Origin of the sequence: Streptomyces sp. NPDC049040 (assembly GCF_043197715.1) — a bacterium.
Lineage (GTDB): Bacteria > Actinomycetota > Actinomycetes > Streptomycetales > Streptomycetaceae > Actinacidiphila.
Genome location: NZ_JBICTO010000006.1, coordinates 119,995 through 133,127, shown reverse-complemented (window position 1 = coordinate 133,127; position 13,133 = coordinate 119,995). Strand labels below are relative to the sequence as shown.

Annotated in this window: 8 protein-coding genes and 1 pseudogene; 4 read left to right on the top strand and 5 right to left on the bottom strand. The window is 71.9% G+C overall.

The features are described from left to right. The first annotated feature begins 85 nt into the window (after positions 1-85). Entirely contained in the window at positions 86-1,708 is a 1,623-nt protein-coding gene (locus ACGFMP_RS18290) for an ATP-binding protein (protein ID WP_393673455.1), read from the top strand. Continuing rightward, positions 1,705-2,403 (top strand): response regulator, encoded by a 699-nt coding sequence (locus ACGFMP_RS18285; protein WP_393673453.1) that lies wholly within the window; start codon positions 1,705-1,707, stop codon positions 2,401-2,403. Before ACGFMP_RS18290 ends, ACGFMP_RS18285 begins: the two co-directional genes overlap by 4 nt. Before the next feature lie 39 nt (positions 2,404-2,442). Here the strand turns inward: ACGFMP_RS18285 and ACGFMP_RS18280 are convergent, their stop codons facing one another. From ACGFMP_RS18280 to ACGFMP_RS18270, 3 genes are all read right to left on the bottom strand, one after another. After that, entirely contained in the window at positions 2,443-4,092 is a 1,650-nt protein-coding gene (locus ACGFMP_RS18280; RefSeq protein ID WP_393673770.1) for a cation acetate symporter, read from the bottom strand. A 14-nt stretch (positions 4,093-4,106) separates the two neighbouring features. Beyond that, positions 4,107-4,586 (bottom strand): DUF485 domain-containing protein, encoded by a 480-nt coding sequence (locus tag ACGFMP_RS18275; protein WP_393673452.1) that lies wholly within the window; start codon positions 4,584-4,586, stop codon positions 4,107-4,109. Between the two features lie 224 nt (positions 4,587-4,810). Beyond that, positions 4,811-5,533, bottom strand: a complete 723-nt coding sequence (locus ACGFMP_RS18270; RefSeq protein WP_393673451.1) for an SDR family oxidoreductase — start codon at positions 5,531-5,533, stop codon at positions 4,811-4,813. A gap of 368 nt (positions 5,534-5,901) precedes the next feature. Here ACGFMP_RS18270 and ACGFMP_RS18265 point away from each other — a divergent pair, with 368 nt between their 5' ends. Continuing rightward, positions 5,902-6,114, top strand: a complete 213-nt coding sequence (locus ACGFMP_RS18265; protein ID WP_393673450.1) for a hypothetical protein — start codon at positions 5,902-5,904, stop codon at positions 6,112-6,114. 9 nt (positions 6,115-6,123) lie between these two features. On the opposite strand, the gene ACGFMP_RS18260 is transcribed toward ACGFMP_RS18265, so the two are convergent. Then, complete coding sequence (locus ACGFMP_RS18260; RefSeq protein WP_393673449.1) at positions 6,124-6,522, bottom strand: 4-oxalocrotonate tautomerase family protein; 399 nt, start codon at positions 6,520-6,522, stop codon at positions 6,124-6,126. A gap of 93 nt (positions 6,523-6,615) precedes the next feature. Here ACGFMP_RS18260 and ACGFMP_RS18255 point away from each other — a divergent pair. Next, positions 6,616-7,104, top strand: a pseudogene (locus ACGFMP_RS18255) (MarR family winged helix-turn-helix transcriptional regulator); the annotation flags it as partial. Between the two features lie 266 nt (positions 7,105-7,370). Here the strand turns inward: ACGFMP_RS18255 and ACGFMP_RS18250 are convergent. Continuing rightward, positions 7,371-12,650 carry a GH92 family glycosyl hydrolase gene (locus ACGFMP_RS18250; RefSeq protein WP_393673769.1) on the bottom strand — a complete coding sequence of 1,760 codons (5,280 nt, stop codon included), beginning with the start codon at positions 12,648-12,650 and terminating at the stop codon, positions 7,371-7,373. Positions 12,651-13,133: the final 483 nt, after the last annotated feature.

Below are 13,133 nucleotides of genomic sequence, written 5' to 3'. Positions count from 1 at the left end.
GGGCGTGCAGCGTTTACGTTGCGTTGACGACACGGACGTCGGCGGATGCCGGCAGGTCGGGGGCCCGGAGCCGGAGGAGCTGATGATGCGGATCGGATGGCCGCGCCGTGTCTCGGCGCAGGTGCTGCTGATACAGCTGATGATCACCGGCGGGGTGACCGCCCTGGCGATCGGCCTCTTCCTGGCGCCGCTCAGCCGCCAGCTGGACGAACAGTCCATGCACAGGGCGCTGGCCATCGCGCAGACGGTGGCCGCGGAACCGCAGGTGGCGCAGTCGCTGCTGACCACCCCGCCGACCCCGGAAGGACCGGTGCAGGCCGAGGCGGAGCGGATCAGGGTGGCCACCGACGCCAGCTACATCGTGGTGATGGACACCCGCGGCACCCGCTGGTCGCACACCGACACCGCCAGGATCGGCGAGCACGTCTCGACCGATCCGAGCGTCGCCCTCGGCGGCCGCGACATCATGCAGATCGACAGCGGCACGCTGGGACGCAGCGCGCGCGGCAAGGTGCCGCTGCGCGACGCGCACGGGAGGATCGTCGGCGCGGTGTCGGTCGGCTTCGCCTACACGGGGGTGCGGGCCAGGCTGCTGGCCGTGGTGCCGCTGCTGCGCTACGCGGGCGCGGCGCTCGCGGTCGGCGTACTGGCGGCGCTGTGGGCGTCGCGGCGGCTGCAAAGGGCCACCCACGGGCTGGCCTTCGCCGACATCTCGGCGCTGCTCGACGAGCGGGAGGCGATGCTGCACGGCATCCGCGAGGGCGTCGTGGCGCTCGACCCGCACGGCAGGATCCGGCTGGTCAACGACGAGGCGCAGCGGCTGCTCGGGCTCGACGGCGACGCCGCGGGGCGCCCGCTCGACGGGGTGCTGCCTGCGGGGCGGACCACCGACGTGCTGGCGGGACGGGCCGAGGGCAAGGACCTGCTGACCGTCAGCGGCGGGCGGGTGCTGGTCGCCAACCGGATGCCGACCGAGGGCGGCGGCGCGGTGGTCACCCTGCGGGACCGCACGGAACTCGAACTGCTGGGCCGCGAACTGGACTCCACCCACGGCCTGCTCGACGCGCTGCGGGCCCAGGACCACGAGCACGCCAACCGGCTGCACACCCTGCTGGGGCTGCTCGAACTCGGTCTGCACGAGGCCGCCGTGGACTACGTGGCCGAGGTGGCGGACACCCACAGGGCCTCGGCCGAGGAGGTCTCGGACCGGGTGCGCGACCCGCTGGTGGCGGCGCTGCTGGTGGGGAAGGCGGCCATCGCGGCCGAACGCGGGGTGACCCTGCGGATCGCGCCGGGCACGCTGCTGCCCGACCGGGTGGTCGACCCGCGCGACCTGGTGACGGTGCTGGGCAACCTCGTGGACAACGCGCTGGACGCCGCCGCCTCCGAGGTCGAGGTGGAGCTGCGCCCCGAGGGGGCCACGGTGCTGCTGCGGGTGGGCGACGACGGGCCCGGGGTGCCTCCCGACCTGCGCGGGCGGATCTTCGACGAGGGCTGGACCACCAAGGAGCCGCCGTCCCACCGCGGCCGCGGCCTGGGCCTCGCCCTGGTGCGCCGGCTCGCGGAACGCTACGGCGGCACCGCCAGGGTCGCCGCCAGGGCCGGGGGCGGCGCGGTCTTCACCGTGGTGCTGCCCGAGTCGCTGCTCGGCGCGGACATGGCCGAATGCGGCGCCGACGCCCTCGCGCTCACCGGAGGTGTCCGATGATCGACGTGCTGGTCGTGGACGACGACTTCCGGGTCGCCGAGATCAACTCGGCCTACGTCGGCAAGGTCCCCGGCTTCCGGGTGGCCGCCCGTGCGCACACCGCGGCGCAGGCGCTCGCCACCCTGGAGCGCGACCGGATCGACCTGGTGCTGCTCGACCACTATCTGCCGGACGAGACCGGTCTGACGCTGGTCCGCCGGATGCGGCAGCTGGGCCACTCCGCCGACGTGATCATGGTGACGGCTGCCAGGGATGTCGCGACGGTGCAGGCCGCGATGCGATTCGGCGTGCTGCAGTACCTCGTCAAGCCGTTCGGCTTCGCGGGGCTGCGGGCCAAGCTCGACGGCTACGCGGCGCTGCGCCGCACCCTGGACGGGGTGGTCGGTGGCGGCGGCGGTGAGGCGGGCCAGGAGCAGGTCGACCGGATCTTCGGCGCGCTGCGTACGGCGTCCGCGGCGCCCGCCACCCTGCCCAAGGGCCACTCCGCGCCCACCGCCGACCTGATCCGCCGGGTGCTGCGGGCGGCGCCGCACCCGCTGTCCGCCCATGAGGTGGCGGAGCGCGCCGGGTTGAGCAGGTCCACCGCCCAGCGCTACCTCAAGCACCTGGAGCAGGCGGGGCGGCTCCGGCTCACCCTGAAGTACGGCGACACCGGCCGCCCCGAGCACCGCTACGCCTGGGCGCAGGCGACCTGACGGCCCTCCGCCGCCGTACCCGCCTCCACCGCGCCCGCCCTACACCGCGCCCGCCCCGGTGAGCGACCTGACCTCGGTCTCGGCGTAGCGCCCCGGGTCGGCCGGCTCGGGCGAGAGCACCGTGCCGAGCCATCCGGCGAGGAAGCCCAGCGGAATCGAGATCAGGCCCGGGTTCTCCAGCGGGAAGAGATGGAAGTCGACGCCGGGGAAGAGCGCGTCCGGGCGTCCCGACACCACCGGCGACAGCACCACAAGCAGCAGCGCGGGGACCAGCCCGCCGTAGATCGCCCACACCGAGCCGCGGGTCGTGAAGCGCCGCCAGAACAGCGAGTAGAGCAGCGCGGGCAGGTTCGCGGACGCGGCCACCGCGAAGGCGAGGCCGACCAGGAACGCGATGTTCTGGTCCTGCGCCAGCAGGCTCAGGCCGATCGCCACCGCGCCGATGCCCACCGCCGCGTAGCGCGCCACCCGCACCTCGTCCTGCTCCATCGCCTCCTCGGCAGGGTCGCGCCGCCCGTGCCTGGCGGCCGGCCGCCGAACCGCGGTGTAGAGGTCGTGGGCCACGGAGGCCGACGAGGCCAGGGTGATTCCGGCGACCACCGCCAGGATCGTGGCGAAGGCGACCGCGCCGACCACCGCGAACAGCACGGTGCCCCAGGTCGTCCCCGACCCGCCGCCCAGTGCCTCGGCGAGCAGCGGCACCGCCGTGTTGCCGGCCGCGTTGGACTCCCGCACCGTGCCGGAGCCGACCACCGCCGCGGCACCGAAGCCGAGCACGATCGTCATCAGGTAGAAAGCCCCGATCAGCCCGATCGCCCACACCACGGACCGCCGTGCCGAGCGCGCGGTCGGCACGGTGTAGAAGCGCGAAAGGATGTGCGGCAGCCCCGCGGTCCCCAGCACCAGCGCGAGCCCGAGGCTGATGAAGTCCAGCCGGGATGTCCAGCTCCCGCCGTACCTCAGCCCGGGGGCGAGGAAGGACTCCCCGCGCCCGCTGCCGGCGGCCGCCGAGTGCAGCAGGTCGTCGACATTGCCGTGGAAGCGCACCAGCACCATCACGGTGAGCAGGACCGTGCCGCCGATCAGCAGCACGGTCTTGACGATCTGGATCCAGGTGGTGGCCCGCATCCCGCCGAAGGACACGTAGAACACCATCAGCGCCCCGACCCCGATCACCGCCCAGGTCTTCGCCGCGGTCCCCTGACCGCCGATCAGCAATCCGACCAGGCTGCCCGCGCCGACCATCTGCGCCACCAGGTAGAGCACCGACACCACGACGGACGAGGTGCCCGCCGCGAGCCGCACCGGCCGCTGCCGCATCCGCGCGGACAGCACATCGGCCAGCGTGTAGCGCCCGCAGTTGCGCACCAGCTCCGCGACCAGCATGAGCACCACGAGCCACGCCACCAGGAAGCCCACCGAGTACAGCAGCCCGTCGTAGCCGAACAGCGCGATCAGCCCCGAGATGCCGAGGAAGGACGCCGCCGACATGTAGTCGCCCGCGATGGCGAAGCCGTTCTGCATCGGGGAGAACATCCGCCCGCCGACGAAGAACTCCTCCGACGAACTGCGCCGCCGGCCCGCCCACGCGGTGATCGCGAGTGTCACCGACACGAACACCGTGAACAGCACCACCGCCAGGCCCTGGTGCTCCCCGGCCGAATTCGCCAGGAAGCGGTCGGCCACCATCATGCGCCCGCCGCTCAACGCACCCGCTCCTGTCCGGTCCTGGTCGCCAGCGTCCAGCGCAGGTCCAGCGCCGCCCGATCCCTGTGCACCCTCGCGTGTCTGACATACGCCCAGGTCAACAAGAAGGTCGTGGCGAACTGCGCCAGTCCGGCGACCAACGCCACATTCACCTCCCCGACCACCCGGCGCCCCATCAGCCCGGGAGCTGTGGTGGCCAGCACGACATAGAGCAGATACCAGGCGACGAAGGCCGCCGCCGCGGGGAACGCGAACCCGCGATAACGGCCTCTCACCTCCTGGAACGCCGCGCTGTCCTGGACCTCCTTGTAGATCGCTCCCCGGTCCCCGGCCGCCCCCGCGGCAGCCGGTGGCGCCGCGACAGGTGGCGCGGCCGGCGCCCCCTGATCGGGCACCCAGAGCTCTGCTCCTCCGGCATCCCGCCACGGGTCGTCCACCCGCAGGGCCAGGGGGTCGCCGCCGTCGTGCTTGTCCACCGAACTCTCCTCGTTCCACGGCCGGATGGGCCGTATGCCCAATCATGGACAGAGCGGGAAGATCCCGGTCCAACAACCACAAACGTTCACCCCATCAGGTGATCCCCTGCCGGCAGGCGTATCCGACCGCCCGGGCACGGTCACGCACCCCCGCCCCTCCCGCGTGTGACGTGACGACGACCGGCTGGCTGCCGACGTCCGACACACCCTGGGGGCACTGAAAATCAGGAGAGCAGCTGCTGTCCGCCGTCGATGTCGTAGGTGCCCCCGGTGAGGGCCTCGTTGCTCATGAGGTGGAGGGCAAGCGCGGCGACGTCGGCGGCGACGACGACCCGCCGGATCGGCAGCGTGCTGCGCAGCTCCTCGCGCCGGGCCTCCAGCTCATCGCCAAGCAGCGAGGCCGACAGAGGCGTGTCCACGAAGCCCGCGGCGATGAGGTTCACCCGGATCGGCGCCATCTCCAGCGCCAGGTTCGCCGTCAGCGCGGGCAGCATCGCGGTGACGGTGGACATCAGCGTCATCCCGACCCCGGGCCGCCGCCCTCCGGTGCCGCCGATGAACAGCAGCGTCCCGCCGGCCCTGACCTTGCCCCTGCTGTGGAGCGCGACCCCCAGATTCATCGCGATCCGCTGGTCGACGTCGCCGCGGGCGGCGGCGAGGTCCATGTCCGCCAGCGGAATGTAGGACGGCCGGCCCGCCGTGACCAGCACGTGGTCCACCGGGCCTGGCAGCTCATCGAAGAAGCGCTTGAGGCGTTCGGTGTCGGTGGCGTCGAACGCCGCCGTGCTCACCGGGTCGAGTTCGCGGGCGGCCTCCTGCAGCCGCTCCGGATTGCGGCCGACCATGACCAGCCGGCCGCCGCCTGCCTTCACCTGGCGCCCGGTCTCCAGCCCGATCCCGGCACTGGCGCCGATCAGTACGACGGTCTGGCCTTCGATGCCCGCCATCTCCCACCTCCCGGTGTCAGCCCCCTCCCGATTCTCACGCCTCCCTCCGCCCCTCGCCTGCCGGGCGGGTGCGGGCAGCGGACCACGCGCACCACGCGGCGCGTACCGGCCACCCGCACCGCACGCCGCGCAGCCGGGCAGAGCGCGCACGAGCGCCCGCCACGCGCCATCCCCCGTTTCGCCTCGCGACCGGACAGGCTTCCCGCACAATGGGCGGCATGACGACATGAAGAGCACCGGCCGGTCCCCCGCACTGGCGCAAGGTCGGGATCTGGGAGACGGTCCTCGACGGGGACGTGCCGGTCTGCGGCATCTGCGGGACCCCTGTCCGCTCGTACCGCCACCGTTTCCATCCCCCCGGGTCCGCCATGTTCGAGCACTGCGTCGGACTCGCCTGGTGCCCTTGCTGCCGGATCTACTGCGGGGCGATGGTGCACGTCCCCCGGCAGCAGGTCCTCGTGGACGCCCTGGCCTTGCTCCCCCCTGAGCGGCGCGAGTACGTCGGGGCCTCCGAGAGGCGGCTGATCGAATTCCTCGACCGGCAGGCCGGACCGCCTCCGGCCCGGTCCTCGTCGCCGTGACCGGGATGCTCAGCCTGCCGGGGGCGGATCGACCTCGCCGCCGACACCGGAGCGCCCGGCGGGGACGCCGACGATGTGGACCGTCACCTTGCGCCTGACGGACTCGCCGAAGACCTCCGCCACGGCGTCGGTGATCGACGCGATCAGCCGCTCGGAGGCGTGGGGCGTTCCCGGCAGATTCAGGGCGACTTCCCGCAGGTTGAGCGAGACGATCGGGGCGTTCACCGTGCCGGTTTCGCCGCCGGTTCCCCACCGGTGGCGCGGGATGCCGAACAGCTCGACGACCGCCATGGGGCGCGCTCGCTCTCCGTAGACCCTGACCAGCGCGTCGGTCAGGGCGAGGACGAGCTTCGCCTCGACTTTCCCGTCGAGCTCCTCCTCGTGGATCCGTACCTCGAAGTGCGGCATCACAGCTCCGTCCGGATGGGTCGCTATCATCACAACAGTTTTGCTTTGCAAGCGAAATATCTTTGACTCTAAAGGTAAATGGACGGATGGCCGATGTCAATCGAGAGCCAGGGCCGCACGGCGGACCCGGAAGGACCCGGGCCGGGGGTCGACGAGGCGATCAGGGCACTGCTGCTGCTCATGCCCCGCATGGCCGGACGCGCGAAGCGGATCCCGGTGCCTGAGGAACTGCAGTCGCTCGCACTGGCGCCGCGGCACCTGTCGCTGCTGTCCTGCCTGCTGTTCGACGGCCCGATGACCGTGAACGATCTCGCGGCGCGTCTGGAGGTCGCCCCGACCACCGTCAGCCTCATGGTCGGCGAGCTGAGCCGGAAGGGGATCCTGGAGCGGCGCGAGGACGAGTCGGACCGGCGCCGGCGCATCGTCAGCATCACCGATGACCGGCGGCCGTCCATCGACGGCTGGCTGGCGCGGGGGGCGCACGCCTGGCGTCAGGCACTCGATCCCCTGACCCCCGAGCAGCGGCGGATGTTCGTCAGGACCCTGCGGGCCTATGAGGCGGCCATGGCCGACGCCGAGGACGCGGGCGAGGCCTCGGCGGGCGGCTCCGCCACGCAGTCGCCTCCAGGGGCCGCGGCCGCCCCGCCCCGCGCTCCTGGGAGCGGCCCGCACCGCGACGGCGCGGGCTCGCGATGACCCCCTCCCCGCCCGGCGCCGCGCGTGAAAGCCCCCGGACATGGCGGTGCCCGGCTCGCTGGTACGAGCCGGGCACCGAAACCGTCAGGCAGCCGCACCCCCCGGCGCCCTGGCGGTCGAGGGATCCACCGGGTGCCCCGCGGCGGTTCTCATCAGTGGTCGCCCACCTGCACCGTGGCCGTCGCCGGCGTCCGCGAGGACGCACCGGTGGCGGTGACCGCGTAGCGTCCGGGCCGCGTGCCCCTGGGCACCTCGACCGTGGCGTGGACCGCGCCGCCGGAGGAGGCCGTCACCGTGAGGTCGGTGGCGGGCTTGGTGCCGAGCCTGACGGTCACCCGCTCCCCCGGCGTGAACCCGGTGCCGGTGACGGCGACCGAATCCTTGTCGTGGCCCCCGGAGACCACCGCTGCCGTGATGGACGGATGCGCCGCCTGCCGCGCCACGGTGACGGTGAACGTCCCGGTGGCGCTGGACAGCGTGTCCCAGGCGGTGACGCGCACGGTGTAGGTGCCCGGCTGCTGGTAGGTGTGCTGTCCGCTCATCGCACCGGACGCGTCGACCGTGACGTCCTGGGGCACCGTGCCGTCGCCCCACTGGACCCGCGCGTGGTAACCGGTCGCGTCGGTGACCCCGCCGGCCACGGAACCGAGCTGCGCCGAGAGGGCGTTGCCCGCGGTGGCCGTCGCGTCCTGCCCGGCGGTGGTGGTCAGCGCGGCGGCCGCCGTGCCGTCGTCGGCGATGGCGAACACGTGGATCCTGCCCACCTTGCCCGGGTCGCCGGTCTGTGCCGGCAGGGTGACCGAGACGAGCTTCTTGCCCTCCGGGATCCGGTAGGGGGCGGTGGCGAAGAGGAAGGGCTGCGCGCTGTCCTTGCTCGCGCCCCTCAGCCGGTAGGCGGACTTGGCGACGACGATGTTGCCGTAGGCGGGTGTGCCCTGGGCGTTGCCGCCCAGCGTCCAGTCGCTCATCTGGATCGGGATGGCGGCTGTGCTGCCGTCGCTGAAGGTCGCGGTGCCGGTCGTGCTCTGGTTGCCCTCGGTGCCGGTGCCGACGAAGGAGATGTCCTTCGCGTCGTCCGGCAGGTTCAGCACGATCGTGCTGCCGTTGCCCGTCGCGTCGTCAGGCGCGCCCGCACCGGTCACCGGAAGGGTGAAGTGCAGTGCCGTGCCCGGGACTTCGGTCTGCTTCCCGGCTGTCACACCGGCGTCCGCCAGGGCGCTGCGCGAGAAGCCGTAGCCCACCGCGTCGCAGTTCGCCGCCAGCACTCCGTCGTCGCCGACGCAGACGGTGTCGAAGGCCGCCGTGAGCCCTGACTCCGGAGCGAACGACACGTCGACACCGACGGTCGCGGACCCCTGGCTCGCGCCGTCGGTCGCCTGGACGCTCGCCTGGTAGTAGCCGGGCTTGGCGTAGGTGTGCGACCCGGAGACGCTGTACACGCCGCGCGAGCTCGCGGAGACCACCCCGGTCGCGGCCGGCGACCCGTCGCCCCAGTCGATCGTGGCACGGTAGCCGCTCGCGGTACCGCCGGCGATCGTCGCCAGCGGCGTCGACACGGCCACACCGGCCGTCGCGTGCACCGGGTTCTGCGCCGCGTCGACACCGACCGTCTTGCCGCCGAGCCGGACGTCCCCGCCCGCGAGCAGCTCGACCTCGGCGAGGTTCGCCTGTGCGGCTCCCGCGGTCTTCGTCACCACCAGGCGGAACTGCGCGAACTTGCCCGGCCTGGCGATGGTGAACGGCCGGGTCTGGTCCCGCCACGGGAAGACCTCGCCGCTGCGGGAGTCCACCGTGGTCCAGGTGATCCCGTCGTCGGAACCCTGGAGCTTCCAGTCCGCCGGGTCACCCGTGGCCGCCCCCGAGGTGAGGGTGTAGGTGGTCGGCGTCTGCTTGCCGCCGCGGTAGGCCCAGGTGATCCGCGGGGTGCCGGTGGCGAAGGTCACCTGCGTCGTCGACGTGTCGTCGAAGAGCTTCGAGGCGTCCTGCCCGTTGTCGGCGGTGGCGGTGCCGAGCCCGGGGCCCGTGGTGTCCTGCAGCGGCTGGGGTGCCGCGCTGCCCTTGGTCAGGGACGGCGGGGCGTCGTTGCCGCCGGTGCCCCACGTCGACGGCTTCGGGCCCATCCGGAAGTCGATCGTGCCGCCGTGCGCGAGCACGGAGGAGTCGATGGACACCGAGCGCTGCGTCTTGCCGTTGACCTTCACGCCCTGCACGTAGACGTTCCCGGTGCTGTTGTCCGGCGCGTTGACGACGATGTCGCCGGTGCTCCTGTGGACGGTCATCTTGGTGAACTGCGGAGAACCGATGGCCCAGTTGGAGGAGCCGACCTGGAGCGGGTAGATGCCCAGCGAACTGAGGATGTACCACGACGACGACTCGCCGTTGTCCTCGTCGCCCGGGTAGCCCTGGCCGATCTCGTCACCGACGTAGAGCCGCTGCATGATCTCCCGGACGAGCGCCTGGGTCTTGGCGGGCGCGCCGGCGTAGTCGTACATGTAGGGGATGTGGTGCGACGGCTGGTTGCTCATGCCGAGCTGGCCCAGCCGGACCGCCTGCGCCTCGATCATCTCGTGGATGGTGCCGCCGTAGCCGCCGGGGTGGTCGGCGTTCTCCGGGGTGGCGAAGAACTGGTCGAGCTTCTGCTCGAGGCCCTTCTTGCCGCCGTACAGGTTGGCCAGGCCCTGGCCGTCCTGCTGGGCGGTGAAGGCGTAGTTCCACCCGTCGGTCTCGGTGTAGACGCCGCCCCAGTCCAGCGGGTCGCCCGCCTGGAAGTCGCCTGCCGCGCTGCGTCCTTCGAAGAACTTCGTCTTGGTGTCGAAGAGGTTGACGTAGTCGCGGGCACGCTCCAGGAAGTAGGCGGACTCCTCCTTGAGCCGGCCGCGCTCCGCCTTCGGTGTCTTCGGGTCCTTCGCCAGGGCCGCGCCCATGTTGCCGATGCCGTAGTCGCTGATGAAGCCTTCCAGCGCCCAGGACACCGACTCGCCGGTGGAGGTCGGGGTGTAGCCGAGGAAGAGCGAGGACTCGATCCCCTTGCGGCCGACCTCGCTGCGCCCGGAGGCGACCGTGGCGTCCTTGACCACCGCGTCGTACGCGGCGAGCGGGTCCGGCAGCTTCACGCCGTTGAGGTACGCCTCGGCCAGCGCGTTGTCCGCGCTGGTGCCGGTCATCAGGTCGGCGTAGCCGGGGGAGGACCAGCGGGCTATCCAGCCGCCGTCACGGTACTGCTGGACGAAGCCGTCCGCGATCTTGGCCGCGACGTCCGGGTACAGCAGCGAGTAGGCGGGCCACACGGTGCGGTAGGTGTCCCAGAAGCCGTTGTTCACGTAGAGCTGTCCGTCGACGAGCTTCGCGCCGGTGGTGGTGGCGGTCGTCGTGCCGGTCGCCGGTGACACCGGGCTGGCGTACTGCCAGTGCGGCGCGGACGCGGTGCCGGTGTTCTCCGACTGCGAGTTCGGGTAGAGGTTCAGCCGGTACAGGTTGGAGTACAGCGTCACCTGCTGGGTCTGGGTGGCGCCCGCCACCGAGATACGGCCGAGCCGCTCGTTCCATGCCGCGGTGGCCGCGGTGCGTATCTGGTCGAAGCTGCGCCCGGTGACCTCCATGTCGAGATTCCTGTGCGCCTGGTCGGTCGAGATGAACGACGTGGCTATGCGCATCGTCACCTGCGCCTCCGACGAGGTGTCGAAGGTCGCGGAGGTGCCGGAGGACGCCGTCGGTGCCCGGTCGAAGGCGCCGGCCACGAACATCCTGGTGTGCCCGGCCGACAACCCGCTGCCGTTGTCCACCCAGCCGGTGAAGGTGCCGTCGGTGCCGATGGTGAAGGTGCCGTTGAAGAAGACGAGGCTGCCGGTGGCCTGCCCGGAGGGGAAGGTGAACTGCATGATGCCGCCGTGGTCGGTCGGCGCCATGCGCGCGACCAGGCCGTCCTGCAGGGTGACCTGGTACAGGTCGGGCCGCGCGGTCTCGTCGTCGTGGCTGAAGGCGAGTGCGCGGGTGCTCGGCGACCCGGTCAGCGATCCGCCGGCCGGTACGGGCATGACCGACATCTGGTCACGGTCGCCCATCCACGGGCTCGGCTCGTGCGAGATGGCGAGTCCCTGGAGCATGGGCAGGTTGGCCGCGTTGTTCGCCTGCTGGTAGGAGTACTCCCACGACTGGGACGACGCGTCGGTGACCGGGGTGAAGAAGTTGAAGCCGTTCGGCACCGCCGCGATGGGCAGGTTGTTGCCGCGCGAGAACGAGCCGGAGGCGTTGGTCCCGCGGCGGGTGTCGACGTAGTTCGTCAGGCTCGAGGCATCGATCGGCGTCGGGGTGCCCGTGACGGTCACATCGTCGAGCCAGCCCTGGAAGCGGGTCGCCGCCTTGGCCTGCGGGTCGTCGTAGGCGAGCAGGATGCGGTCGATCGTCTTGCCCGCGGCGACCTTGCCGATCTCCGACTCGACGGCGTTCCACTGGTCGGCGTAGAGCACCTTCGACGCGCCCTGGCCCGCGGCCGTGAGCGGGTAGCCGTGCTGGTCGACGGGCGAGCGCCGGCTCAGGTAGGTCCCGTCGGTGAAGTGCAGGTCCACGGCGGCGTACGTCGACGGGTACTGGGCGTCGCGGCCGGTGAACTCGGGGAAGATCCGGTAGGACAGCCGGGTCTTGGGACCGACCGGGATGTCGACGTCGAACAGCCGGTTGGTGGCGGACGATTCGCCGGCGGCCTGCGCGCCGCCCGAGTAGCGCAGCGAGGCGACCCCGGTGAAGCCGGCGCTCGCCTTCATGTTGTATCCGCTGACCGGGCCGGTCCCGGGGGTGGTGACCATCGGGGTGGCCGGCGGCTGCACGTTCGTACCGTCGCTGATGTCCCAGTCGGCGAGCTGGATGATCGAGTCACCGGAGTTCGCGGTGATGTTCAGCCGGTAGTACGCGTACGCCGTCGTGTTGGCGAAGTCGTAGGTGTTGGTGGCGAAGCGGCTGCTGAAGGTCACCCCGGTCCGCTTGTCCAGGTCCACCCAGCCGCTGCCGTCGTCGGATCCCTGGAGGGTGAAGTCCTTGGGGTCGCGGGTGGGCGAGTCGTTGGCGGAGGTCAGCGAGTAGGTGACCGCGGCGGCGGGCTCGGCCAGGTGGTAGGCGGCCCAGCCGGTGGAGTGGAAGTCCAGCCACTTGGTCGACGGATTGCCGTCCTTGAGGTTCACCGCGACCTCGCCCGGCGGGTTCTCCGCGCTCGCGGTCACCGCGTCGACCTTGCCGAGCAGGCTGCCGGGCAGGCCGGAGGGGCTCGTTCCGCTGAGGTTGTGCTGGACGGGGTCGCCGTGCGCGTCGACCTCGACGGTGTTCGTTGCGGGTTGCGGGTCGGCCGACTCGAACGAGGAGCCGAAGCCGCCCGCCGCCGTGGCGTTGCCGTCCGCCGCCTGCGCCGCCGGTGACACGGCGAGCGTCAGCACGGGCAGCATCAGCGCCGCGGCCGCGCTCACCCACCGTCTCAAGGACAGCAGGTGGGCGTGAGGGGGATGTGACACAACAGAGCCTTTCGGTGGGAGTGGTGTCGCGGCCGTCGCCTGCCGCGAGGGGTGATCCCGGTGGCGTCTTCCGCCCGCTTCGGGCGGAGTTCGCGTCGCTGGTGCGGTTCTCGCTCCGCGTCCGCCGGTCCGGTCGCCTCGACGTCGACGGCCGTCGTACGGGACCTCGGCCGTGGTCGTGGGGCGGCCACCGTCATAAGCAGGGGCAAAGCTCTCTGGCCATACGACAACTCCACGCGCGGGTAAGGGCTCGCACGCTGGCGCGCCCGGAAGGAAAGCGCCGCTAGCGTCACTCGCGCCGACAACGTTGTCAAGAGATCCGAGCGGAGAATGTGCCGTAGGAGCGGTCGCCGGCACGGGTGCATGCGCCTTCCCCGGTCCGCGAGGCCGGGGAGGGTGGGGCGCCTGTGGCGGGCG

Coding starts and splice junctions, on each gene's coding strand:
- ACGFMP_RS18290 (WP_393673455.1), top strand. CDS start 86: ATGCGGATCGGATGGCCGCGCCGTGTCTCGGCGCAGGTGCTGCTGATA.
- ACGFMP_RS18285 (WP_393673453.1), top strand. CDS start 1,705: ATGATCGACGTGCTGGTCGTGGACGACGACTTCCGGGTCGCCGAGATC.
- ACGFMP_RS18280 (WP_393673770.1), bottom strand. CDS start 4,092: ATGGTGGCCGACCGCTTCCTGGCGAATTCGGCCGGGGAGCACCAGGGC.
- ACGFMP_RS18270 (WP_393673451.1), bottom strand. CDS start 5,533: ATGGCGGGCATCGAAGGCCAGACCGTCGTACTGATCGGCGCCAGTGCC.
- ACGFMP_RS18265 (WP_393673450.1), top strand. CDS start 5,902: ATGTTCGAGCACTGCGTCGGACTCGCCTGGTGCCCTTGCTGCCGGATC.
- ACGFMP_RS18260 (WP_393673449.1), bottom strand. CDS start 6,522: ATGCCGCACTTCGAGGTACGGATCCACGAGGAGGAGCTCGACGGGAAA.
- ACGFMP_RS18250 (WP_393673769.1), bottom strand. CDS start 12,650: ATGCTGCCCGTGCTGACGCTCGCCGTGTCACCGGCGGCGCAGGCGGCG.